At 70.8% G+C, this 24,770-nt stretch carries 20 protein-coding genes and 2 pseudogenes; 13 read left to right on the forward strand and 9 right to left on the reverse strand.

The features are described 5' to 3' along the window. The first annotated feature begins 2 nt into the window (after nucleotides 1-2). Entirely contained in the window at nucleotides 3-506 is a 504-nt protein-coding gene (locus OG587_RS14230) for a GNAT family N-acetyltransferase (RefSeq protein ID WP_329090443.1), read from the forward strand. Between the two features lie 66 nt (nucleotides 507-572). Here OG587_RS14230 and OG587_RS14235 read toward each other — a convergent pair. The 3 genes and pseudogenes from OG587_RS14235 to OG587_RS14245 all read right to left on the reverse strand — a co-directional run. After that, nucleotides 573-731 (reverse strand): annotated as a pseudogene (locus OG587_RS14235) (IS5-like element ISMt1 family transposase); the annotation flags it as partial. A gap of 153 nt (nucleotides 732-884) precedes the next feature. Next, nucleotides 885-1,146, reverse strand: a pseudogene (locus OG587_RS14240) (transposase family protein); the annotation flags it as partial. 177 nt (nucleotides 1,147-1,323) lie between these two features. Beyond that, entirely contained in the window at nucleotides 1,324-1,968 is a 645-nt protein-coding gene (locus OG587_RS14245) for a dihydrofolate reductase family protein (RefSeq protein WP_329090445.1), read from the reverse strand. A 184-nt stretch (nucleotides 1,969-2,152) separates the two neighbouring features. On the opposite strand from OG587_RS14245, the gene OG587_RS14250 reads away from it, so the two are divergent. From OG587_RS14250 to OG587_RS14260, 3 genes are read left to right on the forward strand one after another with little or no spacing between them, the layout of a single operon-like run. Next, nucleotides 2,153-2,521 carry a YciI family protein gene (locus OG587_RS14250; RefSeq protein WP_329090447.1) on the forward strand — a complete coding sequence of 123 codons (369 nt, stop codon included), beginning with the start codon at nucleotides 2,153-2,155 and terminating at the stop codon, nucleotides 2,519-2,521. A gap of 7 nt (nucleotides 2,522-2,528) precedes the next feature. Beyond that, nucleotides 2,529-2,867 (forward strand): YciI family protein, encoded by a 339-nt coding sequence (locus OG587_RS14255; protein ID WP_329090448.1) that lies wholly within the window; start codon nucleotides 2,529-2,531, stop codon nucleotides 2,865-2,867. Nucleotides 2,868-2,869: 2 nt separating this feature from the next. After that, nucleotides 2,870-4,108 carry an RNA polymerase sigma factor gene (locus OG587_RS14260; protein ID WP_443075570.1) on the forward strand — a complete coding sequence of 413 codons (1,239 nt, stop codon included), beginning with the start codon at nucleotides 2,870-2,872 and terminating at the stop codon, nucleotides 4,106-4,108. A 370-nt stretch (nucleotides 4,109-4,478) separates the two neighbouring features. On the opposite strand, the gene OG587_RS14265 is transcribed toward OG587_RS14260, so the two are convergent. The 5 genes from OG587_RS14265 to OG587_RS14285 all read right to left on the reverse strand — a co-directional run bounded on the left by OG587_RS14265 (nucleotide 4,479) and on the right by OG587_RS14285 (nucleotide 12,185). Continuing rightward, nucleotides 4,479-5,216 (reverse strand): acetoacetate decarboxylase family protein, encoded by a 738-nt coding sequence (locus tag OG587_RS14265; RefSeq protein WP_329090452.1) that lies wholly within the window; start codon nucleotides 5,214-5,216, stop codon nucleotides 4,479-4,481. Continuing rightward, complete coding sequence (locus OG587_RS14270) at nucleotides 5,201-6,277, reverse strand: glycosyltransferase (protein ID WP_329090454.1); 1,077 nt, start codon at nucleotides 6,275-6,277, stop codon at nucleotides 5,201-5,203. The genes OG587_RS14265 and OG587_RS14270 overlap by 16 nt, the downstream gene beginning before the upstream one ends. Nucleotides 6,278-6,377: 100 nt before the next feature. Further along, nucleotides 6,378-8,420 carry an acyltransferase family protein gene (locus tag OG587_RS14275; protein ID WP_329090456.1) on the reverse strand — a complete coding sequence of 681 codons (2,043 nt, stop codon included), beginning with the start codon at nucleotides 8,418-8,420 and terminating at the stop codon, nucleotides 6,378-6,380. Nucleotides 8,421-8,951: 531 nt separating this feature from the next. Beyond that, nucleotides 8,952-10,571 carry an LCP family protein gene (locus OG587_RS14280; RefSeq protein WP_329090458.1) on the reverse strand — a complete coding sequence of 540 codons (1,620 nt, stop codon included), beginning with the start codon at nucleotides 10,569-10,571 and terminating at the stop codon, nucleotides 8,952-8,954. 156 nt (nucleotides 10,572-10,727) lie between these two features. Continuing rightward, nucleotides 10,728-12,185, reverse strand: a complete 1,458-nt coding sequence (locus OG587_RS14285; RefSeq protein WP_329090459.1) for a hypothetical protein — start codon at nucleotides 12,183-12,185, stop codon at nucleotides 10,728-10,730. A gap of 500 nt (nucleotides 12,186-12,685) precedes the next feature. On the opposite strand from OG587_RS14285, the gene tnpB reads away from it, so the two are divergent. The 5 genes from tnpB (at nucleotide 12,686) to OG587_RS14310 (ending at nucleotide 19,420) form a co-directional block, all read left to right on the forward strand. Beyond that, nucleotides 12,686-14,062: an IS607 family element RNA-guided endonuclease TnpB gene (tnpB, locus tag OG587_RS14290; protein WP_329090461.1), complete on the forward strand. Its 1,377-nt coding sequence runs from the start codon at nucleotides 12,686-12,688 to the stop codon at nucleotides 14,060-14,062. Nucleotides 14,063-14,100: 38 nt separating this feature from the next. Beyond that, complete coding sequence (locus OG587_RS14295; RefSeq protein WP_329090463.1) at nucleotides 14,101-16,260, forward strand: hypothetical protein; 2,160 nt, start codon at nucleotides 14,101-14,103, stop codon at nucleotides 16,258-16,260. Nucleotides 16,261-16,416: 156 nt separating this feature from the next. Beyond that, nucleotides 16,417-17,325, forward strand: coding sequence for a permease-like cell division protein FtsX (locus OG587_RS14300; protein WP_329090465.1), 909 nt, complete (start codon nucleotides 16,417-16,419; stop codon nucleotides 17,323-17,325). Between the two features lie 94 nt (nucleotides 17,326-17,419). Next, on the forward strand, nucleotides 17,420-18,304 hold the full coding sequence (locus tag OG587_RS14305) for a glycosyltransferase family 2 protein (protein ID WP_329093857.1): 885 nt from the start codon (nucleotides 17,420-17,422) through the stop codon (nucleotides 18,302-18,304). Continuing rightward, on the forward strand, nucleotides 18,305-19,420 hold the full coding sequence (locus tag OG587_RS14310) for a glycosyltransferase family 4 protein (RefSeq protein ID WP_329090467.1): 1,116 nt from the start codon (nucleotides 18,305-18,307) through the stop codon (nucleotides 19,418-19,420). Here the strand turns inward: OG587_RS14310 and OG587_RS14315 are convergent. After that, complete coding sequence (locus OG587_RS14315) at nucleotides 19,375-20,328, reverse strand: lysylphosphatidylglycerol synthase domain-containing protein (protein ID WP_329090469.1); 954 nt, start codon at nucleotides 20,326-20,328, stop codon at nucleotides 19,375-19,377. The two genes, OG587_RS14310 and OG587_RS14315, sit on opposite strands and share 46 nt — an antisense overlap. A gap of 191 nt (nucleotides 20,329-20,519) precedes the next feature. Between OG587_RS14315 and OG587_RS14320 the strand changes: the two genes are divergently transcribed. The 4 genes from OG587_RS14320 (at nucleotide 20,520) to OG587_RS14335 (ending at nucleotide 24,768) form a co-directional block, all read left to right on the forward strand. Continuing rightward, nucleotides 20,520-21,359, forward strand: a complete 840-nt coding sequence (locus OG587_RS14320) for a class I SAM-dependent methyltransferase (protein ID WP_329090471.1) — start codon at nucleotides 20,520-20,522, stop codon at nucleotides 21,357-21,359. Nucleotides 21,360-21,483: 124 nt separating this feature from the next. Further along, nucleotides 21,484-22,443, forward strand: coding sequence for a lysylphosphatidylglycerol synthase transmembrane domain-containing protein (locus OG587_RS14325; protein ID WP_329090474.1), 960 nt, complete (start codon nucleotides 21,484-21,486; stop codon nucleotides 22,441-22,443). Nucleotides 22,444-22,534: 91 nt separating this feature from the next. Beyond that, a complete protein-coding gene (locus OG587_RS14330; protein WP_329090476.1) occupies nucleotides 22,535-23,656 on the forward strand; it encodes a glycosyltransferase family 4 protein in 1,122 nt (373 codons plus the stop codon). A gap of 20 nt (nucleotides 23,657-23,676) precedes the next feature. Next, nucleotides 23,677-24,768, forward strand: a complete 1,092-nt coding sequence (locus tag OG587_RS14335) for a sugar phosphate nucleotidyltransferase (protein ID WP_443075619.1) — start codon at nucleotides 23,677-23,679, stop codon at nucleotides 24,766-24,768. The last annotated feature ends 2 nt before the right edge of the window (nucleotides 24,769-24,770 follow it).

Raw genomic sequence — 24,770 nt, forward strand, 5'->3', positions numbered from 1 at the left:
CCATGCAGACAAGAAACGGCGAAATCGATGATGTTGTCTCTATCGTTGCTCTGCACGTGGACAGTTGGCGTTCGGCGTATGCGGGGATCATGCCCGACAGCTTCCTGAACGGACCCCTGACCGACGATCAGCTGGCGCTGTGGCAGGAACGGCTGTCTTCGCCAGTGCGGGGATCGGGGCTGATCGTCTCGCATGACGACGACGGAGAGCTGTTTGGCTTTGTCTACCTGCTTCCGGCTCCCGATGGGCGAATCCTGCTCGACAACCTCCACGTGCAGCCGGGGAGCACTGGCTCAGGCATCGGAACGCAATTGCTGCGGCGAGGGCTGACGTGGGCGGCGAACGAGCACCCCGGCAGGGAGATCTATCTGGAGGTGCTCAGTGCGAACACGCGCGCCATCGCCTTTTACGAACGACACGGCGCACGCCGCACGGACGAGCGGATGTGCCGTTTCCCCCAGGGTTTTGAACTGCCCGAGTTCGAGTACGCCTGGCCGACGAAATGATCGGTTGGATGCGCACCTCGGGCCTGCACGGACATCAGATCTTCAGACGGGTTGAAGGCTTCGGATTCACAAAATAGCTCCGCGTAAATGGAGTCCGGCAAGGTAGCTGGCGGGAGTCTTGTCGAAGCGGAAGGCCAGCCCACGCCACTCTTTGATCCGGTTAATGCAACGCTCTGCCGTGTTGCGCTCCTTGTACAGATCCGGATCATGGCTGACCGGGCGTCCACGGCACTCATGTGGGGGTCAGGTGGCGTGGTGTCGGGTGGGGTCGGTGTCCCACACATCGATGATCAGGGCATCGGCACGGCGGTGGACCCGGATGGTCACGGCGGCGAGGGTGGCGGGGTCGATGTCGGAATATCGGGGGTTGGGGTCGGGACGGCAGCCTCGCGTCGGGCATATCAGGCGGCGGATCCGCACCGCCACGAACACGCGGCGTGCGTCGATCGGGACATCGGCCACGTTCCGCTCGTGATAACCGTGCACGCGTGCGGTCTCGGCACCGCAGCCAGGGCAGGCGACGGAGCCGTCCGGGGTTCGCGCCTGTACCCGAATCCGTTCGCTCGTCCACCACATTCTCCACGACCAGCGGCGATAACCCCGCGAACACCACACTCACCAGCTCGTCGACATCATGCATGACTCACCGTGACGCATCGGGGCGTTCCGTCACCACCGAAAGAGAGACAGAGCCGAAAACCGTACAGTCCCGCACGGGCAGGGTGGCCCAGCGGGACTGATGACCTGCCCGTGCTGGGGTCGACGGGCAGGTACGCGCTCATCGCGGCATGTGCGTACGATCGTGCGGGGTCAGTGGTCATCGTCTCCAGAACAGGAGGTGAGTGACTCCGCTGGGGCTCGGTACTGTCTCAAGGTGGAAGCGGTCGAGCAGGTCGGTGTGGCTCTCCCACAGCCGTTCGCCTCGACCGAGGTCGACGGGCGCGACGGCGATGTGCATCGTGTCGACCAGGTCGGCCTCGATGAACTCGCGGACGGTGGCGACTCCCCCGCCGAGGCGCACATCCCGGCCGTCGGCGGCCCGCCTCGCGCGTGCCAGCGCCTCGGCCGGTGTCGCGTCGAGGAAATGGAAGGTGGTGTCGGCCAGGGTGAACGACGGGCGTTCGTGGTGGGTGAGCACGAAGACCGGTGTGTGGAACGGCGGGGTGTCTCCCCACCATCCCCGCCACTCGTGGTTCTCCCAGGGGCCACGCTGGGGGCCGAATTTGTTACGCCCCATGATCTCCGCTCCTATGTTGCGGGTGTGATCGCGGGTCAGGTAGTCGTCCAGGCCGCGGGTGCCGCCGGGGTCGGTGCGGTTCACCCAGCTGGCGGTGGCGCCCGCCCAGGACCAAAGGGGGGCGGGGTCCGCGTGGCCGAAGGGCCGATCCAGGCTCTGCCCCTCACCGCTACCGAACCCGTCCCGCGACACGTTGAAACACTGCACCCTCAACTGCTGCGACATGCATCCTCCTCGGGAAGCCGACAAGTAACTTCTGACGGAACGCCCAGGCTGGGCGCCCTTTCGGGGAGGTAGTCGGAACAGCGGGGAGATCCTTGCGGTCCGGTACCGCAAAGATGCGGCACCGGCGTCGACTCCATGGTGAACGGCGCCTGGAGGGTGCCGCCCGACCATCGAAGGAGACGACATGAAATTTCTGTTGATCATGCGCAGCAACCCGCAGATCTGGGATGCGCTGACCGAGGAGGAGCGCAGCGAGGTGATGAGCGGCCACGGCGCGTTCATGGACATCATCAGGAAGTCCGGGGAGATGATCAGCACCGCCGCGCTGGCCGACCCCTCGCAGAGCACCGTGGTCAGGGTCCGGGGCGGCGTCCCGGCGGTGACGGACGGGCCCTACCTCGAGGCCAAGGAGTACCTCGGCGGCTACTACCTGGTGGAGTGCGACAGCAGGGAGCGTGCCCTGGAGCTGGCCGCGCTCATTCCGGACGCCGGCGTCGAGGGGCTGAGCATCGAGGTGTGGCCGGTGGTCTACGCGGGCACGGCGGACGACTGAGCACACGGTGAAGTTCCTGCTGAATCTCTACCTGAACGCGGCGGACCCGCCGGGGGAAGGGTTCGACCATGAGGACTTCCTGGCCGCGGCCGGGCAAACAGGGGAACTGATCAGTGCCCACGCGTTCGCCGATCCTTCCATCAGCGCCGTCATCAGAGACAGGGGCGGCGTGGTGACGGTGACCGAGGGCCCCTACCTGCAGACCCCGGATCATGTCGCCGGCCAGTACGTGGTGGACTGCGAGAGCCGGGAGCGTGCCGTGGAACTGGCCACCCTGATACCGGGCGGTCAGGTCGGCGGCGTGGAGGTACGGCCGCTGATGGACTCGGCCGGGATGGAGATGTGAGCGTGTCCGAACGCCTCGGGGACCTGCTGCGCGAACTGGCGCCGCAGGTCCTCGGCGTGCTCCTGCACCGGTACGGCGGGTTCGAGGAGTGCGAGGACGCGGTGCAGGAGGCGTTGCTCGCCGCCGCGATGCAGTGGCCTGCCCAGGGCGTACCGGAAAGCCCGCGGTCCTGGCTGGTGACCGTCGCCTCCCGCCGCCTGATCGACCAGATACGCAGCGAGCACGCCCGCCGCCGCCGGGAGAGCACCGCGGCGGTACGGGAGGCGCCGGACGCCGGCCTCGCGCCAGCCCCTGGCGACGAAGGCCCGGGCGACCACGACGACACCCTCACCCTGCTGTTCCTGTGCTGCCACCCGGCGCTGACGCCCGCCTCCCAGGTGGCGCTCACGCTGCGCGCCGTCGGCGGCCTCACCACCGCCGAGGTGGCGCGGGCCTTCCTCATGCCGGAGGCCACCATGGCGCCGCGGATCAGCCGCGCCAAGCAACGGATCAAAGCCGTCGGCGCCTCGTTCGAGATGCCGAGCGCCCAGGAGTGGGCCGGACGGCTGGACGCCGTCCTGCACGTGCTCTACCTGATCTTCAACGAGGGCTACACCGCCAGCTCCGGCCCCGACCTGCATCGCGGCGAGCTCACCACGGAGGCGATCCGGCTCGCCCGGATGGTGCACCGGTCCTTGCCGGATGACGGGGAGGTCGCCGGGCTTGTGGCGCTGATGCTGCTGACCGACGCCCGCCGCGCGGCCCGCATCGGCGCGGACGGCGCCCTCGTGCCACTGGCCGAGCAGGACCGGAACCGGTGGGACGCCGTCATGATCGAAGAGGGCGCCGCGCTGGTCACCGCCGCCATGTCCGCCTCACCCCTCGGCCCCTACCAGCTTCAGGCGGCGATCGCCGCGCTGCACGTCCAGGCGCCGCGAGCCGAGGACACCGACTGGGAACAGATCCGCATCCTGTACGGAATCCTCACTCGGATCGCGCCGAACCCGATGGTCACGCTCAACCACGCCGTCGCGGTCGCGATGACCCGCGGGCCCCAGGCCGGGCTCGAACTGCTGGAAAGCCTGGACGGCGAGCCCCGGATCACTCGTCACCACCGCCTCTACGCCGTGCGCGCCCACCTGCAGGAGCTGGCCGGCGAGCACACTGCCGCGCAAGAGAACTACCGGCTGGCGGCCCGGCGTACCACGAGCCTTCCCGAACAGCGCTACCTGCGAGACAGGGCAGGCAGGCTAGACCGATAACAGCCGGCGAGGGCGCACCCGGCGGACTGCCGGGCAGGACCACGTATCGGATCGAGAGCTGGTCGGCCGGCTGGTCGACCAGGCCCGTGCCGAGGGCTTGGAGTTGGTGGGCGAGGCGTCGCGTTCCTGCGATCTTGTCGTCGATCTTCACGTAGAGTGCGGTCAAGAGGGTGTCCAGGTTGTCACAAACTGATCTTCGACACCCTCGTCTTGTTAGGTGGCCGGTTTTGCGATGTCCGGGGGACGTGGCCGGTCGGGCCGGGGTGGGCTTCAGGCGCACCGGCGAAGCATCCGCTCCACGGGCGGGCCGCAAGCGGCCAACCCGGCGCAGCCGACCATCAGCCACGTCGGCTACTTCGGAACTTCTCGTTTAGGGTTCCTTGGCCTCGCCGAGGGTCATGGCCAGGTGGGAGATCGTGCTCGTCATCAGGGCGCGCTTGGGCAGGCCGAGCTCGCTCAGCTCCTTGGCGATCGGGTGGTTGCCCAGGCGGATGAGGGCGCCCCCGGGACGCGTGCGGATCCCCCGGGGGGACATCGACCACGGGATGCGGCGGGTGACGCCGTCCAGGTGGCTGTAGGCGTCGAGGGCGGTCATCATGCCGGTGCCCGGCACCGGGACGCCGGGTTTGATCAGCAGGTCCAGCACCAGGCGGCCGTCCTTGCGCAGGACGCACCGTTTGTAGGGGGAGGACATCCGCAGGTCGATGTCGGCGAGCTCCTTGGGGAAACCCCAGATGGCGCGGCCCGCCTCCATGGTGAAGCCCCGGTCGACCGGGAGCCAGTGGACGAACGCCCCGGCGCCGGTGCGGTGCAGCTCGGACAGGTTCGCGCGCAGCCCCCCGCCGGGAACGTGGCCCGCGCCGGGCGGCCTGGCCAGGAAGGCGACGCCGAACTCGTGGTAGCGGTCCAGGTCACCGTCGCGGTAGTCGGCGAACACCAGCGTGCACAGGGCCTTGCGGGGTAACACCTCGGCGACGTCCAGGTGCGAGTAGGCGATCACGGCCCGCGCGGCGTCCGCCCGGACCAGGTAGGACGCGCTGCAGACCATGACGTCGCGGACGCGGACCGGCATGGTGATCTCGCGCCCCTGGATCAGATGGCGTGCCATGCCTCCAGTACACCAATCTCCCGGCCCGACGTCACTGGTTTGCCCGCCCATTCCTCCAGCCACCCGACGAAAGCGGCCGCGTGGTCCGGCCAGTTGTGGTGGGCCAGGGCCTCGGCGTGGCCGCGCACCCCCATCGAGGCCGCCCCTTCCCGGTCGTCCCGCAGCGCCAGCACCGCGCGTACCGCCGCCCCGGCGTCCCGGAAGGGGACGACGACACCGCACCCGGTCCTCTCGACCATGGACGCGGCGGCGGGCAGGGGGGTGGTGACCACGGGGACTCCCCGGGACATGTAGTCGATGATCTTGGCGGGTACGGGCCGGGGGCCGGGCGCGTCGTGCGGAAGCGACAGGCCGGCGATCGCCCCCTCGGCCATCCGCAGCGCGTGCCGGTTGGGTACGTAGCCGTACCAGTCGAGCAGGCCCTCCCGCTGCGCGTCCCGCAGCAGCGGCCTGATCCGGATGTCGGTGGAGCCGATCAGGTCGAGCCTGATCCCGTGCGGGAGCAGCAGCCGGGCCGATTCGACCAGTTCGGCCACGCCCCCGGCCTCGGAGAGGTGGCCCACGTGGACCACCCGGTTCCGGCCGGGCGGCGCGGGCGGGCGCGGGGGGACGTAGGCGGCGTTGGGCACGACCGGGTGGGGTCCGGAGAACCGCTCCCGGTAGGAGTCATCGGCCAGGATGAGGTGCAGGCGGTGCTCCGCGCGGGCCTCGGCCCGGCGTACCAGCGCGGGCAGGGCGCGGCGCAGGTGGCCGGTGCCCAGCGTGGCCGCGCCCCAGCCGGTCCCGATGTCCCCGCGCACATCCCACACGGTGACGGGACGCTGCCTGGGCAGGCGGAACAGGAGTTCCATGTCGTGCACGACCAGCAGGTCCGCGCCCTCCACCCCGCGCCTGAGAGCCCCCCGCGCGGCCTTCAGGGCGCGTCCGCGACGGTTGGCGGTCGCCCGGGGCACGTCGATCGCGCGGATCCCGGGATCCGGGGTGACGTTGCAGTCGGTGAAGGGGGCGACGTAGGTGATCTCATGCCCGGCGTCGAGGAGCGACCGGATCTGCCGATGCATGATCCGGGCGTCCTCTGGGTGATGAGCGATTGTCGCGACGCATACCCTCATATCCCGATGCTGAGTGTTCGTTCCGTCATCACCGGATGTGTTGCGTTAATTACCGGGTAACTGAGGCTGAACTCTCCTTGGCGGCGGGTGCGGCGTCGGCCGGTGCGGTGGTAGCGGCAGCGGTGTCGGCGGGCGGGGACGGTCGGCGGTAGAGCCAGACCAGGCGGGGTTCGAGCATCCACTTGAAGAGCCTGCGGGTCTCCGGCAGGCACAGCACGATGGCCAGGGCCAGCGAGCTGGACGCGATCGCCGCCACGCCCAGCGGGCCGTACAGCCAGGGGAAGCTCAGCCAGCCCTGGTCCTTGGCGATGACCACCACGACGCCGTGGAGCAGGTAGGCGTACAGGGTGCGGGTGCCGAGGTCGGAGAACCAGGTCTCGCCCCGGGGCACCAGCGCGAGCACCGCGACCGTCATGACCAGCGCCGCGACCAGCACGGCGCCGCGCACGCCGAAGCCCAGCCACCAGGACATGTCCATGGCCTTGAAGCTGTAGCGGAAGTAGATCGGGTCGAGCGGGACGCGGGGTGCGACGACGACCGCCACCACGGCGGCGCCGACGAGGACGACCGCTGAAGTGATCTTGACCCAGAGGGGCTTGAGCAGGTCGAAGTGCTCCGGCTTGAGCAGCAGGCCGAGCACGTAGAACGGCAGCAGGCCGAAGAAGCGGTCGATGCTGAAGTCGCCGGAGATCTCCGAGAAGCCCGCGGCCATGTAGATGACCACCGCGACCAGCAGGGGCTGCCGCATTCGCGTCCAGATGGGCGTGGAGATCCGCCAGAGGACCAGGGCCAGCAGATACCAGTTCAGCCAGGCCGGATCAATTATCGTCAGCGTCCACTTCTGGCCAAGCCCGTAGCGGAGCAGCGCGTAACCGATCTCCACGACCACGTACGGGATCAGCAGGGTGTCGACCAGCTTGTTGATCTTCGCGTTGGAGTTCCAGAAGTTGCGGCCCAGGTAGCCGCTGATCAGCACGAACGCCGGCATGTGGAACATGTAGATGTACAGGTACGCGGACTCCGCCGAGTGCGCCTTCAGGGTGGGGACCAGCGAGTGGCCCGTCACCACCAGGGCGATCAGGACGAATTTCACGTTGTCGAGGTACGGCTCGCGCTTCTTCTTGGCCGGAGGGGCCGGGGACTCCTCCTCGGCGACCGGCTCGCGCTCGCGCTCCGCCCGCAGCTCCTGCTCGGCCTGCGGGCCCTGGTTCCAGAACGAGGGCTCGCTCTCCCGGCTGGTGTTCTCCCTCTCCCAGTACGAGAAGGGGCGCTCACCGGAGGGCCGCGGCTCCTGCCGGGGCCGCGGGGCGGACGGCGGCCGGCCCGTGTCCGGGAACCGCACGGGAGCCTGGGGCTCTCCGGGGAGCCGGGGCCGTCCGGGAAGCTCGGACTCCTCGGGGGGCCGGGGTTGTCCAGGGGCGGGTGTCCGGCCGGGGGCCTGAGGGGGTGCGGCTCCTCCCGGCGGGGGGACGCGCGGCGGCGTCGGCGGCGGGGCCCAGTCGGGCCGGGGGGACGGCGCCTGGGGGGCGCCCTGCGGAGGGGTGGGGGCCTCCGCCGCCCACGACGGCACCTGAGGGGTGGACCCCTCCTGTGCCCAGGGCGACTCCCGTGCCCACGACTCCTGCGCCCACGACGGCCCGTCCTGCGCCCAGGCGGGCTCCTCGCGGCTCCACGAGGGCTCCTGGGGGACCGGCTCGGGGGTGAGGGGCTTGGACAGGTCGAGCGGGTCGTGAGAGCTGTGGGACCCGCTGGAGTGGGGTCCACCGAGGTGGGAGCCGCTGAGGTGGGGCTCGCCGGAGTGGGGCCCACTCGGGTGGGGTTCGCGATACGCCGGGTAGGCCCCCCACTCGGTGACCTCGCCGGGGCTCTCCTCGCGGGCGTCCCCGGCGTCGCGCCGGGACGTCCCGCCGGAGGTGGCCGGACCCGGCGGCTCCGGCCACGAGGGCTGGGATCCGCCGGGCGCCGACGCGCGGCCGGGCGCGGGCCACGGGGCGGACCTCCGGCCCTGCCCGCCGGTGGACCCGCCGGAGCCGGGGTCGGAACCGCCGTCGTCCTGGGGGGCCGGCACCTGGAAGGATCGGATGTCGCTCACGAGGGGGAGGCTCAGCTATCTGTCGGAGACCGGGGAGTAGTCGGGCAGACGTGCGGGGTGCCCGGGGACGGGCCGGGGACGCGGGCGGGCGTTCGCCTCGCCGCCTTGACCAACCCTAAACCGACTGTGCGCCCTCTGTCGCACACGCGCACTCTGATTCGGGCGGTTCTCGGGTAATCGTGACTGTCCACGTGTCCGTGAACGGCCGGTTCCCGTCGCCTCCCCGGGCGAGGGCTCCCCGTCACCCGGGCGCGTTGTCCGATTCGACGGGTTCCGCCGTTTCCTCTGCCGTCTTCTCCGTCCGTGCGGCCAGGTTCTGTCGGGTCGCACGGCCATGTCCGGCCACGGCGGCCGGTCGCACGGTGGTCCGGTGCCCGTCGTACGGAGATCCGGTTCCGCCCGGTGGCACAGTGGTCCGGTTCCGCTCCGTCGCACGGTCACGGCGGCCGCTCCGATGCACGGCGGACCGGTTCGGTCCGGTGGCCGGACCGGTCGTCTCACCGGGCCGGCCGGGCCGCCGTGCGGGGAGTGTCAGGTGCAGGGGTTGGTCTTGCTGTCGACGACCTTGTCCGTCAGGGCGTTGGAGATTACGGAGAGGGCTCGGACGCCCGGCCAGTCGGCGCCGATGACCAGCTGGATGACCGGACCGGCCGGTGCTTTGACCCCCGGGGTGGGCGTGGGCGCCACGGCCGGGACGTACTTCTCGACGGTGACCGGTTTGACCTTGCCCGCGACCGGGGTGCGCTTGGCGCCGGAGAGCCTGGCGGCCACCGCGTCGCCGTACGGGACGCCGTCGACGGTGTCCTTCTTGGCGTAGCGGATCGTGGTGGTGGGCACGTTGCCGGTCGCCGGGCGGGCGTTGCCGACGTGGGTGATCACGAAGCCCTGCTCCGCTAGCTCGGCGGCGACATCCTTGGCCCTGTTCGGCGTGTCCGTGCCGTTGAACACCTGGAGCCTGACCTGCTCGCGCTTGACGGCCGGCTTGGCCTTGGGGTCCGGGGGCAGGGTGACCTCGGTGTCGTTCTTGATCGCGGCGAACAACTGGTTCGCGTACGGCTGATTCCAGACGACCCGGTTCTTGTCGTTGGGGTCGGGGATCCACGGGACGGTGATCAGCTTGACGCCGCCCGCGGTCAGCTTCTGGGCGCTCTGCCCGATCTGGAACAGGGTGCCGGTGTCCTTGGCCAGTTCGTCGTCCATCCGGACGGACTTGGCGGTGGTGTTGATGAAGTTCAGCATCTTGGCGGGGTCGGTCAGCAGCTCGCTGCTGGTGGCCTTCTTCACCACCTGGCTGAGGAAGCGCTGCTGGCGTTCGATGCGGCCGATGTCGCTGCCGTCGCCGTAGTTGCGCAGCCGGACGTAGCCCAGGGCCTGCTCGCCCTTCAGGACGTGTCGGCCGGCCTCAAGCTTGAGCTTGGCCTTCTTGTCGTCGACAGGCTTGGTCAGGCAGACGCTGACGCCGTCGAGGGCGTCCACGATGCTCTTGAAACCGGTGAAGTCGACCTCGACGAAGTGGTTGATGCGGATGTCGGTGAGCGCCTCGATCGTGGTGATCGTGCAGGTGATGCCGCCCTCGTTGTAGGCGGCGTTGATCATCTCGGTGCGGGGCGCCACCGATACGCCCGTCTCGGACTCGCAGGCGGGCATGTTGACCACCGAGTCGCGGGGGAAGCTGACGAAGGTCGCCTTGTCGCGGTCGGGGGCGATGTGCATGAGGATGATCGTGTCGGTGCGCTTGCCCGCGTTGGCCATCTTCTGGCCGTACTTGAGGTTGTCGCCCTCGCGGGTGTCGGAGCCCACGATCAGCACGTTGAGGGCGCCCTTGATGGCCGCCGGCCGGTCGTTGCCGAGCTTGTCGTCGATCTTGAGGCCGCTGATGTTGCTGAAGGTGTTGCGGTAGACGCCGTAGCCGCCGAGGGTGCCGAGCACCAGCAGGCCGGTCGCCGCGATACCGGCCCAGGCGCCGACGGTGAGCTTTCGCTGCTTGCGGTTCTTACCCCTCGGCGTCGCCTCCCCCGGCTGCGTCGGGAGGTCTCCGGGCGGGCTCTCCGGAGGAGGGCCGTCCCCTCCCGCGCGCCGCGCGCCCCGGCGGCCGTGGGAGGTGGGTTCACTCCGGCGGTCTCTGAGAGCCGCCTGCCGGTGGTCGCTCATGCGATTCTCCCGCTCGGGGGCGGCGTCGTCCGGTGCTCGTGCTCGATCATCGAGCCCAAAGGGTAGATCACGAGGTGCGCGCCGGGAGTCGTAATGATGTGAACTTGGCCAAGACCGCCCCCTGACACCGCCATGATGATCCGGCGGCCAGCATACTCAAATACGGACATTCGTTGGAATGTTACTGAAATTAGGTTTACGTACGGCAAGTGCCGCTGCCAGGCAGGCGGCCGGCACGGCCGGCAGGACGTACCGGTAGTCGAACTCCGCCACCGCCGGCGGCATCACCAGCAGCACCACCGCCACCGACCAGGGCAGCGCCCACGCCGTGGAGTCCGGGCGAAAGCGCCGGACGCACGCCGCCGCGGGCGGTAGCAGCAGGATCACCAGGACCGCCGCGCCAGGCAGTCCGGCGATTCCCTGATAGGTACGGATCCAGCCCGCGTACGGTTCGACGATCCGGGTGGAGATCGGGCCCCGCTCGTAGCGCTTCGCGGCCTCGGCGCCCACCGTCGCCGGATAGCGCCCCGGTGGCGCGGGCGGTGTCGCGGGGAATTGGTAGTAGTCGAAGACCTCCTGATCCGGATAGACCGGGCGGCCCACGGTGAACGATCGGGCCAGTTCCGAGGCGACCGAGCCGAGATAGTCCAGCGGCTGGCTCAGGATCGCGAGCGACGCGAACCGCCCGGCCAGCGCGTCGTTCGTCCGGGTGAAGGTGATGCCGGGCAGCTTGACCAGCGGGGAGTCCTGCGCCCAGACGTACTCCTGCGCGGGAGGCCGCTGAGCGGGCGGGCGGGGGTCGCAGAGCACCGCCAGGTCCGGCGGCGGGCGCATCACGCCGCAGTCGGCGAAGGTCATCGTCTTGCCGTACAGGAAGACGCCGTTCGCGCCCACGATGCCGATCCGCTGGTACGTGGCGTGGAACCAGGCCCCGTACCCCAGGATGGGCACCGTCGCGGCGGCGAGCATCACCCCCGCCGCGAACACCCGGCCCCGCTCCCTGAAGATCAGCCAGGCCGCGAAGAGCGCCACCAGCGGCAGCCCGACGGTCCTGGTCAGCGTCGCCGCCGCGAGCAGCAGCCCGATCCCGCACGCCGTACGCCATCCGACGGAGACGCGCACGGCCAGGCAGGCAGCCGACATGACCAGGACCGCGAACAGGGTGTCGGAGACCAGCAGGTGCTCCAGCTCGATCTGGTAGGCGTCCAGGAGGGAGGGGACGGACGCGAGCGTCGCGGCCCAGCCGGGCGCCCGCAGCCGCCGCGCGGTGAGATAGACCAGTACGCCGACCAGCAGCCCGAGCAGGTGCTGGGCCAGCGCGACGACGGCGAACTCGTGGAACGGTTCGAGCAGTCGCATGAACATCGAGTAGCCGGCGGGACGGACCAGGTCGGGCCGGGGTTTCAGCGCGGTGACGACGTACGTGTAGGAGTCGGGGAACCAGAGCGCGGGCCGGTAGCCGAGCATGGTGATCACCCGCAGCGCGATCCCCGCGCCCAGCACGGCCAGGAACCAGCGGTGGTTCAGGAGCCGGCGGTGTCTCGGGAACCCGCGGCGGTCGGGAAACTCGCGGTCGCCCGGAGAACCGCGATACCGCCGCACCCACCCGATCACTCGTCCCCCTCCTCGCACGCTGCGCGTACGCTACCGGCTCCCACCCGGCCCCGCGTTCGCGCCGGTTCCCGTGTCCGCGCCCCGGGCCCGCGGCTTCCATGCCCGCCCGGCTCCGCGCCCCCGCCTGTCTTCATGCTCTTCCTGCCCCCGTCCGTCCGCGTGCCCGCCTGGCCTGCCCGTACCCCTCCGGGCCAGGCGTGCCCGGTGCGGGCCGGGGGAACGAACTGCTCGGATTTTCATCAGCGTTCGTCGGTCCTTGATGTCCTTCTTCTACCCGGCGGGGTGAACGGCGTGCCAGGCGTCGAGGTGATCGGCGGACCGGAGTAAGGCGGGGCCGATCTTGATGGGCTGCGGGAACCTTTCGGGGCGTTCGGGCGGGTTGTCCAGGGTGTGCCAGGAGATGCCGGGGCGGCGCATGCCTTTTCGTCGGCCAGGTGGTCATTGATCATGATTGTCGCGGTACGTTGACGGTCGGCGACTTACCGTGATGGGGAGGGTTGATGCGGGTTCACCAGGCCTACCGTTATGCCCTGGACCCCACCCCCGAGCAGGCGCGTCTGCCGGCCTCGCACTGTGGTGCGGCGCGGTTCGCGTTCAACTGGGGCCTGGCCCGTATCAAAGCCGCGATGAACCAGCGTGCGGCCGAACAGTCCTACGGCATCGCCGATGAGGTGCTGACCGAGGTGCCGTGGTCGCTGTACTCCCTGCGACGCGCCTGGAACGCCGCCAAGGACACCGCTGCCCCGTGGTGGGCGGAGAATTCCAAAGAGGCCTACAACACCGGCCTGGACGGCGTCACCCGGGCGGTGAAGAACTGGGCCGCCTCACGCAAGGGCGCGCGGGCGGGCAAGAAGATCGGTTTCCCCCGGTTCAAATCCAAGCACCGCGCCCTCCTCTCGTGCCGGTTCACCACCGGCACCATCCGCGTGGAGGCCGGCCGCCGTCAGGTGACGCTGCCCCGGCTCGGCACCATCCGCACCCATGAGTCGACCCGCAAGCTGGCCCGCCACCTGGAGCGCCGGACCGGGCGCATCCTGTCGGCCACCGTCCGCCGTGAGGGGGGCCGCTGGTTCGTGGCGTTCACCTGTGAGATCGACCGCACCGACCGCACCGACCGCACCCCGGCCAAGCCGGACGCCGTCGTCGGCGTCGATCTGGGGGTGAAGGACCTCGCGGTGCTGTCCACCGGCGAGGTCATCGCCAACCCCCGGCATCACCGCTCGGCGCTGAAGCGGTTGCGCCGGCTGAACAAGCAGCTCGCCCGCCGCGTCGGCCCGCGCACCCCGGACGGCGGCAGGCGACAGGCCTCGGCCCGCTGGGCCAAGACCAAGGGGGCGCTGGGCAAGGCGCATGCCCGCGTCGCCAACCAGCGGCGTGATGGCCTGCACAAGCTCACCACCCGGTTGGCGGCCACCTACGGCACCGTGGTGATCGAGGACCTGAACGTCTCCGGGATGCTCGCCAACCGCTCCCTGGCCCGCGCGGTCGCGGATGTCGGGATGGCCGAGGTGCGGCGGCAGTTGTCGTACAAGACCGGGTGGAGCGGTGGCGGGCTCGTGGTCGCCGACCGCTGGTTTCCCTCCAGTAAGACGTGTTCGGGATGTGGCGCGGTGAAAGCCAAACTCGCCCTGTCCGAGCGTGACCACAGCTGCACCGAGTGCGGTCTGGTCCTGGACCGGGACCTGAATGCCGCACGTAATCTGGCCGCTCTTGCGGCCGGCGTCGCCCAGAGTTGCGGGGAGACGGTAAACGCCCGTGGAGGAGCGATAAGCCCTGCCGTTCGCGCCAGGCCCGCCCCGGCGAAACGGGAACTCCCGCCAGGGAGAACGCTGCCCCGGCAACGCGGCGGCTCGCTGGCCCTCACAGAAAACCACTGAGAACCAGCGAACGGTTGGTACTACGCTCGGTTCGCATCATGACCACCGGCTGGCTGGACCGTACGCGCAGGCCCTCGGCGGGCAGGGTGCTCGCCGTGGTCTCCGTCGTGCCCGTGCTCGTCCTGGCGGGCTGGCTGCTGGCCGGGCTGCCGCTGCTGCTGCTCGGCTGGTTCCGGCCGCTCGTCGCGGTCCCGCTGGGGCTGGCGGTCGTCGCGCTGCTGTGCCGGTACGGCCTGCGCCGCCTGCCGGAGACCGTCGAGGCGACCGCCTGGCAGGTCACCGGGGTGGTCGCCGTAGCCCTGGCCTCCGGGATCTTCAACGGCCTGCTCCACGGCGAGCAGCTGATCGTCCGCCGTGACCCCGCCACCTACGCGCAGTACGGCGTCTGGCTGGCCCGGCACGGCGCGCTGCCGATCCCCTTCCAGGAGTGGGCCTTCGGCGGCACCGACCCGGCGCTCCACTTCGACAGCGTGGGCTTCTACGCCTCCGGCGGCGCGGTCGTGCCGCAGTTCATGCCGGGGGTGCCGATGCTGCACGTGGTGGGCGCCTGGTTGGGTGACGTCGCGGGGCTGCTGCTGGTGCCGCCGGTGCTGGGGGCGGCGGCCGTGCTCGTCCTCGCGGGGGTCGTCGCCCGGCTCGCCGGGGCTCGTTGGGCACCTCTCGCCGCGCTGGTCTTCGCCGTCTGCCTGCCGATCCTCTACACCTCGCGGACGACCTTCAGCGAGATCCCGTCCCTGGTCCTGCTCTTCGGCGGTCTCGCCCTGCTGCACGACGCCGAGGCCAGGCTTCGCCTCCGTGTCATCGGCGTCGGCCATCCGCCGCCCACGCCCTCCGGTTCCGGTTCCGGTTCCGGTTCCGGTTCCGGTTCCGGTGAGAGCCTCGCGCGGGCGGGGGCCGCCCTGGCGGGGCTGGTGTTCGGGCTGGCCGTCCTGGTCAGGATCGACGGGCTGCGCGACGTGCTCCCGGTGCTCGTCTACGCCGGGCTGCTCATCGCCCTGAGCCGGGCGGGGGACCGGGACGGGGGACGACTGGGCGTGCCGCTGCTCGGCGGGCTGGCGGCGGGGACCGGGCTGGGCCTGGCCGCCGCCTACCTGCTGTCCAGGCCGTACCTGAAGTACCTGTCGGACTCGGTGATCCCGCTGCTGGCCATCTGTGGCGCGGTCGTGGTCCTCACCGTGGTGGCGGCGGCGCTCGCCCCGCGGCTCGCGGTCCCGCTGCGGCGGGTGGCCGGGATCCCCAGGCTGCCCGAGATCGCCGCCGGCCTGGTCGTGCTGGTCGCGGCGGCCTTCGCCGCCCGGCCGTGGCTGGAGACCGTGGTCCGGCCGCCCGTCACGCGGGACGACCGGGTGACCGCGCAGTTCATCGAGGGGGTCCAGCGGATCAACCGCCTGCCGATCGACGGCTCACGGCTCTACTACGAGAACTCGGCGTACTGGGTGGTCTGGTACGTCGGGCTTCCCGTGGCGATCATGGCCACGATCGCCGCGGCCGTGCTCGCGCGCAGGCTCGTCAAGGGGACGGCCCCCGGCTGGCTGCTGCCGCTGGCCGTCATCGGCTGGACCACGGTCACCACGCTGTACCGGCCCGGCATCACCCCCGACCAGCCGTGGGCCGCCCGGCGGCTGGTTCCCGTCGTCATCCCCGGCCTGATCCTGCTCGCCGTCTGGGGCCTGCGCTGGGCGCGCGACAGGGCGCGGAGGTCGGGGTACGGCCCGGCCGTGCGGCGGGGCCTCGTCGCGGCCGGCGCGGTCCTCTTCCTCGTCCCCCCGGTGATCACCTCGGGGGGGACGGCGTTCAGCCCGGTCGACCGCGACGAGCTCGCCGCGGTCGAGACCATGTGCGCGGCCCTGCCGCCCCGCGCCTCGGTGCTCGTCGTCGAGCGCGTCACCGCCGCCCGCTTCACCCAGGTCGTCCGGGGCGTCTGCGGCCTCCCCGCCGCCCGGCTCGCCGTCTACCGCGGCGACGTCCCCAGGGCCGCCGACGTCAGGCGCCTGTCCGCCCGAGTCCGCGCCGCGGGCCGCACCCCGGTCCTGCTCGCCGCCGAGTCCCGCCAGCTCTCCGGATACGGCACCCCCGTCCACATCATGAACCTCCGCACCCGCCAGGACGACCGCTCCCTCGTCGACCCGCCCAACAACACCTGGTCCCTCGCCGCCGACGTCTGGATGACCGTCCCGCGAGGGCACACGGATACCTGAGGGGCGGGGCCGAGGAGTCACCCTCCGGCGACCGGAGCGTGGATCGCGCGACCGGGCGTCCATCGTGACCTGCCATATTCAGCATCAATGATCAAAAAGCGGTCGTCTCTGTCAGAATATCGATCTAACCATTGAATTATTACAGTGGGTGACAGAATGAACGCACCGGGCGACAGGGGTGTCATGGCCCGTCGTGGCCTGCTGGCCGGGGTGGTGGCCACCGCCGTGATGCTCGGGGCGGGGGGAAGCCTCGGCTCACCTCTCGCGGAGGGCATCGCCTGGGGGGCCGCGTCTCCCGGCGGGCCGTGGCCCGGCAACAAGAAGGTGTCCCCGCCGCCGGACGACTGGCCCCAGGGCGCCACGTTCACCGTTTTCATCTGCGGTGACCAGGACGCCTTCAAGCGGTGCCGCGAGCGGGCGATCACGGCGAAGCAGAAACGCGCGCTTGAGGCGAAGCTGCGGGCGATGCCCGGGGTGACGGAGGTGGAGTTCGAATCTCAGGAGGAGGCGTACGCGAACTTCACGGAGGAGAACGCCGACAACGAGGTCCTGCTCTCCGCCATACAGCAGGAGGACATGCCGGAGTCGTTCAGGGGCAGGCTCCATCGGTGGCGCGACATCGCGCCGTTCCGATCCGCCATGGACAGGACGCGTGGCGTCTCCAACGTCATGACCTTCGGAGAGTTCTTCTGGAAGGACAAGGCCGACGTCTTCGTCCCGCTGTGCGGACGCAAGGGGACGATCTTCGCCTGCAAGGGGCGGGGGCCCGCCACGGTCAAGGAGCGGAAGGCCGTCGGAGACAGGCTCCTCGCCCTCAGGGAGAGCGAGAGCGTCTACTTCGAGGACGTCGCCCACGCCCGCCGGGTGTTCGCGTACGCGTGGGGAATGAAGTCCGACAGGTCCCCCCTCCCCGAGAGCTACTACGTCAAGCTCGCGGATCCGGGGGCCGTTCCGGAGGTTCTCGACGCCGTCAAGGGAATGGCGGGCGTCGGATCGGCCGGGCGCCTGGACGAAGGGTGTTTCTGGCCGGGGGTCGCCAGTGAATGCTCGGGGAAGCTGTCCTGAGAACGTGATGTGCGCTCGGTGGCCTGCGGGGCAGAGTATCCTCGCCCGTCGAGAGCATGCCCGAGAGCCCGAGAGTGGATCAGCTGTGGACGCAATGCCGTACGTGACCATCGTCCTGCCGTGTTACAACGAGCAGGACCACGTCATCGCCGAGGTCGAGCGCATCTGCGAGGCCATGGACCGCAGCGGATACACCTACGAGCTCGTGGCCGTCGATGACTTCTCCACCGACGAGACCCTGGCCAGGCTGCAGGAGGCCGCGCCCAGGTTCCCGAACATGCGGATCAGGGCCTTCCACCGCAACGGCGGCTCCGGCACGGTGCGCAGGATCGGCACGCAGGAGGCCCGCGGCGAGATCGTCGTGTGGACCGACGCCGACATGACGTACCCGAACGAGCGCATCCCCGAGCTCATCCAGATCCTGGAGAAGGACCCGGCGATCGACCAGGTCGTGGGCGCGCGGACCAGCGAGGAGGGCTCGCACAAGTTTCTGCGGGTCCCGGCCAAGTGGTTCATCCGCAAGGTGGCCGAGCGGCTGGCCGGGCAGAAGATCCCCGACCTCAACAGCGGGCTGCGGGCGTTTCGCAAGTCGGTCGCGAAGCCCTATCTGAGGCTGCTGCCGCCCGGCTTCTCCTGCGTCACGACGATCACGCTGTCGTTCCTGTCGAACCAGCACGACGTCTACTACCTGCCGATCGGCTACAGCAAGCGGGCGGGCAAGTCCAAGTTCAGTTTCGTCTCCGACGCCTACCGCTACATTCTCCAGGTGCTGCGGATGATCATGTACTTCAACCCGCTCAAGGTCCTCATGCCCCCCGCCATCTGGCTGATCTGCATCGGTGTGGGCAAGGGCGTCTACGACAACGTCAAGACGCCGTTCTACCTGGCTAGCAACACCATCGTGATCTTCCTGTCCGGCCTGCTCATCGGCTCGCTCGCGTTGTTGGCCGACCTCATCGTGCGCTCCAGGAGCGAGTAGATGCGGATCGCCCTCGTCGGGCCGACGTATCCCTACAAGGGCGGCGGGGCCGCGCACACCACCGAGCTCGCCCACCGGCTGCGGGCCGCCGGGCACGACGTGGTGATCGAGTCGTGGCGGGCGCAGTACCCCTCCTTCCTGTATCCGGGGAAGCAGACCGCCGACACGCCCGACGGCGAGCCGTTCCCGCACGTCCTGCGCGACCTCGACTGGCGCCGCCCGGATGGCTGGGTCCGCGCCGGGCGGCGGCTCAGGAGCGCCGACCTGGTCGTCCTCACCGTCCTCAGTCCGGTGCAGGTTCCGCCCTACCTGGGCGTCCTGTACGGCCTGCGCCGCCGGACCCGGGTCGTGGCGCTCTGCCACAACGTCCTGCCGCACGAGCGCAAGCCGTACGACATGCCGCTGATGAAGGCGCTGCTGCGCCGGGTGGACGCGGTGCTCGTCCACTCCGAGGGCCAGGCGGAGAAGGCCCGCGGCCTGGCCGCCGCGCCCGTGCGGGTGGCCGAGATGGCGCCGCACCTCCCGTCGGGGACCGCCGGGCGCGGGGGGCGCGACGGGCACAGCGGGCACGGTCCGGCGGAGGGTGTGCACGACAGGCTGCTGTTCTTCGGCCTCGTCAGGCCGTACAAGGGGCTGGACCTGCTGATCCGCGCGCTGCCCGAAGGCGTGTCGCTGCGGGTCGCCGGGGAGTTCTGGGGCGGCCTGGAGGAGACGACCAGGGCGCTCGTCGCCGAGCTGGGCCTGGACGGGCGGGTGGAGCTGCGGCCGGGGTACGTGGCCTCGGCCGACGTGCCGGGGCTGTTCGCGGACGTGGACGCGCTGGTCCTGCCCTACCGGAGCGGGACGGCCAGCCAGCAGGTGTGGCTCGGCCACGAGCACGGGGTGCCGGTCGTCGCCAGCCGGGCGGGCACGCTCGGCGACCACGTCACCGACGGGGTGGACGGCCTGCTGGTCGAGCCCGGTTCGGTGGAGGGGCTGCGCGACGCGCTGGCCGCGTTCTACCGGCCGGGCGAGCCCGAGCGGCTGCGCGCCGGGGTCAAGGCCGTCGACCCCGAGCCGTACTGGACCTCCTACGTCGAGACGCTGGTCTCCGGCTCCCCGGACTCCTCGCGCTGACCCGCGGGGCCGGAGAGGCGTCCCCAGAGGAAGCCGATCCCGGCCCAGCTCAGGTCGGCCAGGGTGAACATCACCCTGGACACCACCGCGGCCACCAGCGCCCGGGGGGAGTCGAGCACCGGTGCCAGCGCGAGCACCAGCGCCCCCTCGCGGACGCCGATCCCGGCGGGGACGATCACCGTGATGATGCCCGTCGCCCAGGCCAGCGCGTAGGCGCCGACCGCCACCGGATAGAGGGAGGCGCCCGAGGCGCCCAGGTCGGCCATGGGGAGCAGCAGGTGGGGGCCGTACAGCAGCCAGCCGGTGACCGTCAGGGCGACCGCGAGGAGCACGGCCCTGCCGCCGAGCAGCCGGCCCTGGCCGAGGGGCTCCTGGCGGGCGATCCGCAGGGCCAGGTTGAGCCCGAAGGTGAGCACCGCCGGATGCAGGCAGACGGCGATGACGGGGATCAGCGCCAGCAGGTACCAGGCCTGGGTCATGGTCTCGCGCAGGGTGACCGCCGCGACGAGGAGGGCGCAGCCCAGGGAGATCAGCAGGGCGAGGGAGACGGAGCCGAACATGCGCCGGGGCGGGACGTCGTGGTCGCGGCCGAGCTCGATCATCGCGGCGTACGCCCAGACGCTGCCCGGCACGTACTTGCCGAGCTGGCCGACGAAGAACACCCTCGCGGTGCTCCCGAGGGGGAGCGGCGAGCCCATCCCGGCCAGCACCGCCCGCCAGGCCAGCACCATGACGCCGATCCCGGCCATTACCGAGAGGTAGGACCCGCCGAGCGACCACCACGACAGCTGGGAGATCGCGGCCGCCGTCTCCTCATGGTTCCTGACCAGGCCGTACCCGAGGAAACCCACCGCGACCAGCGCGAGCAGCACCCGGAGGAGGCGGCTTGACCGCAGTCGGCTGAGCATCCGCCAAGGGTACGACGGCCCATTACCCGACGGTAGGGCCGCGGGTCACCGGTACTCTTGGGCGGCGTGGTGGAGCGCCTCGGGCGCCATCCGGAGAGCATCCCGCGGAAGGCGCCGTACGAAGGACGCGCCTCCGGAGAAGCAGGTCCCGGCGCCGCGCGAAGGGGAAGAAGAGGAGCGGTGAGCGAGTGATGAGCGCCGAGCGGGTCGCGCAGCTTGAGTACTCCGAGTTCCAGGCGGCGATGCTGGACGAGGAGAAGCGCCGCAGGAAGGCCGCGAAGATCGTCGCGGTGCTCGGGCACTTCCTCGGCAGGGACAAGGACGTCCTCGCCGGTCTGACGGTCGCCGACATCGGCTGCTCGGCGGGCTTCATCGCCGACGAGCTGGCCGCGGCGGGCGCGAGCCGCACGTTCGGCGTCGACATCGACGTGCCGGGCCTGCGCAAGGCGTCCCAGAGGTTCGGCGAGCGGGTCGAGTTCGTGTGCGCCGACGGCACCGCGCTGCCCTTTTCCGACGGCTCGGTCGACGTGCTGGTCTTCAACCACATCTACGAGCACGTGGTCGACCCGGACGCGATCATGGCCGAGATGCGCCGGGTGCTGTCCGACGACGGCGTCCTCTATCTGGGGCTGGGCAACCGGCTCGGGGTGATGGAGCCGCACTACAAGCTGCCGTTCCTGTCCTACCTGCCGCCCGCGCTGGCCGACCGCTACGTGCGGCTCTCCGGCCGGGCCGACAGCTACTACGAGCGCTACCGCACCCGCCGCGGCCTGCGGAGGATGGTGCGCGGCCTGCGGGTTTGGGACTACACCTTCCCCGTGCTCGCCACCCCGGCCGCGTTCGCCGGGAACGAGCTCTTCCCCGGCGTGGTGGGACGGGTGGCGGGCGGGGTGCTGTCGAGGCTGCCCCGCCCGGTGCTGCGGGCCCTGCTGCCGGTGGTGCCCACCTACCTGTGGGTGGCGACCAGGGGCGACCGTCGCCCGGCCGGGCCCTCCCTGCCCCGGCCGCCAGAGCCGGTACGTCCCCTGTGAGCCTTCCCGCAGCCGTGATCACCGGAGCCGGTACGCCCTCTGTGAGCTCTCCACGAGCCTCCTGTGAGGCTTCACCCGGTCGCGCCCTGACCGCCGGAGCCGGTACGACCCCGGCGGGTCTCCCGTGAGCGCGCGTGCCGGATCCGGGGCGTTCACCCTGAGGCGGCTGGCCCGCGTCGGCTTCCTGCTCGTCGCGCTCGGGTTCGGCGCGTGGGTGGTGGTGGGCCAGTGGGCCGAGATCCGCGCGGGGTTCGCCCGGCTGTCGTGGACGTCGCTCGCGCTGTCGCTGGTCGCGGTGCTCGCCGCGCTGTGCGGCGGGATGATGACGTGGCGGGCGCTGCTGGCCGACCTGGGCTCGCCGCTGCCCCTGCGCGCGGGGGCGAGGGTCTTCTTCGTGGGCCAGCTGGGCAAGTACATCCCGGGCTCGCTGTGGCCGGTGATCGCCCAGATGGAGATGGGCCGGGAGCTGGGGGTGCCCCGGTCGCGGAGCGCGGCGGCGTTCTTCCTGACGCTGCCGGTGCAGCTCGGCAGCGGGCTGGTGGTCTCGGGGGTGACCCTGCTGGCGGCGCTGCCGGGGTCGGTGGCGCCGTACGCGTGGGTGTTCCTGCTGATCCCGGTGCTCGCGGTGGCCTTCGAGCCGAGGGTGGTCAACGCGGTCCTCGGGTTCGGGCTGCGGAAGCTGAGGCGCGAGCCGCTGGAGCGCCCGCTCACCCGCCGGGGCATGCTCACCGCGCTGGGCTGGGCGCTGCTCGGCTGGATCGCGTACGGGCTGCACCTGGCGATGATCGTCCACGACCTCGGGTCCTCCGGCTTCTCGGCGGTCCTGTTCTCGATCGGTGCGTTCGCGCTGTCGTGGTGCCTGGGGATCATGACGTTCGTCGTCCCGGCGGGAGCGGGGGTGCGTGAGGTGGCGATGGTGGCCGTCCTGGCGCCGGTCCTGGACCAGGGATCGGCCATCGCGGCGGCGCTCTGCTCCCGGATCGTGATCATTCTCGGCGATCTCCTCTGCGCGGGTCTCGCCGGTCTGGCCGCGCGCCGCGCCGAGGGTTCCCGGAAGGACCACGCTTCGGGAAAAGCAGTGTGATTTCCCCCACGATTCCGGAGAGTCTGGCAATAGAGTAAACAGAGGAAGGGGACGGTCGTCCCGATGTGGATCATGAGGGGAGCGATCCTTCTTGACGCCGAGAGTGCTCGTCGACGCGGCCGCGGTTCCGGCCGATCGCGGTGCGCTGATCAGGTACGTCGATGGACTCGTCGCCGCACTGGACAGGGCGGGCGCTGACCTCGCGGTCGTCTGCCAGCGCGCCGATGCCGCCCGATACGCCGGACTAGCGCCCTCCGCACGGATCGTGCCGGGGCCTCACGGGATCACCAACCGGGCCGCACGCCTGACGTGGGAACAGACAGGTCTCCCGTTCCTGGCCCGGCAGGTCGGCGCCCAGGTCATCCACGCCCCCTACTACTCGATACCGCTGAGCCCGGGTCTGCCCACCGTGGCGACCGTGCACGACCTCACCTGCTTCACCGAGCCCCTGCAGCACGACGCGGTCAAGGCGGCGTTCTTCCGCGCCGCGACCCGTACGGCGGTCCGGCACGCCGCCCGGGTGATCGTGCCCTCCAAGGCGACCAGGGACGAGCTGATCAGGATCCTCTCGGCGGACCCGACCCGCATCGACGTCGCCTACCACGGTGTCGACCCGGCGCTGTTCCACCCGCCGTCCGAGCGTGAGATCACGCACGCCTCCAACCGGCTCGGCCTGCACGGCACCCCGTACGTGGCCTTCCTGGGCCCGCTGGAGCCGCGTAAGAACGTGCCAAACCTGATCCGCGGCTTCGTGCGGGCCGTCGAGAACATCCCGGACCCGCCCGCCCTGGTGCTCGCCGGGGGCATCCGCGACGTCGAGGTGGACGCCGCGGTGGAGGAGGTCCCCTCGACCGTGCGGGTGCTGCGTCCCGGCTTCCTGTCGTTCGCCGACCTGTGCGGTTTCCTCGGCGGGGCGGTGGTCGCGGCCTTCCCGTCGCGGGGCGAGGGCTTCGGGCTGCCGGTGCTGGAGGCGATGGCCTGCGGCGCGCCGGTGCTCACCACCCACCGCACCTCGCTGCCCGAGGTGGGCGGCGACGCGGTCGCCTACACCGAACCGGACGCCGAGAGCATCGCCGAGGCGCTGCGCACGCTGCTCTCGTCGCCCGAGCGCAGGGGGGTGCTGTCCGTGGCCGGGATCGCCCGCGCCAAGGAGTTCACCTGGGACGCCTCGGCCGAGGCGCACCTGCTCTCCTACCAGCGTGCGGCCGAGTAGTGAGCTAACCTCGCGGAATGATGGAGACCCCCTTGCCCGATCTAGAGGCGATTCTCCTTGTCGGTGGACGAGGGACGCGCCTGCGTCCGATGACACTCGGCACCCCGAAACCCCTGCTGCCCACGGCCGGGGTTCCCTTCCTCGCCCACCAGCTCGCCAGGGCCAGGGCCTTCGGCGTGCGGCGCATCGTGTTCGCCACCTCCTACCGGGCGGAGATGTTCTCCGAGGCGTTCGGGGACGGTGAGGCGTTCGGTCTCGCGCTCGAATACATGACGGAGGAGATCCCGCTCGGCACCGGCGGGGCCATCCGCAACGCCGCCGAGGCGCTGACCTGCGGCCCCGATGATCCGGTGCTGGTGCTCAACGGCGACATCCTCTCCGGTCACGACATCGGCGAGCAGGTCGCGACGCACGTCGCCAGGGGCGCCGCCGTCACCCTGCACCTGACCGAGGTGGAGGACCCCTCGCGCTTCGGCTGCGTGCCGACCGACGAGGAGGGGCGGGTGACCGCCTTCCTGGAGAAGACCCCCAACCCGGTCACCAACCGGATCAACGCCGGATGTTACGTCTTCACCCGCTCGGTGATCGACACGATCCCCGCGGGCGAGGTCGTCTCGGTCGAGCGCGAGACCTTCCCCGGCCTGATCGAGGACGGCGCCCTGGTGCTCGGCTACGCCGACGCGTCCTACTGGCTCGACGTGGGCACGCCCGCGGCCTTCGTGAAGGGCTCCCGCGACCTGGTCCTCGGCCGTCTCGCCTCGCCCGCCCTGCCGGGTCCCACCGGCGACTTCCTCGCCCTGCCCGGCGCCATGATCTCGCCGGAGGCCAAGGTCTCCGGCGGTTCCGTGATCGGCGCCCGCGCGATCGTGGAGTCGGGAGCGCAGATCAGCGGCAGCGTCCTCGGAGACGACTGCGTCGTGCACTCGGGCGCGGTCGTGGTCGACTCGGTGGTCGGCATCGGCGCGCGTGTCAACTCCGGGGCGATCCTGAGGGACGTGGTCCTCGGCGACGGCGCCGTGGTCGGTTCGGGGAACGAGCTGCTCGCGGGCAGCCGGGTCTGGCCGGGCGTGGTGCTTCCCGAGTTCGCGATCCGCTTCTCCAGCGACATCTGACC

Source organism: Streptosporangium sp. NBC_01469 (genome assembly GCF_036227305.1).
GTDB lineage: Bacteria > Actinomycetota > Actinomycetes > Streptosporangiales > Streptosporangiaceae > Streptosporangium.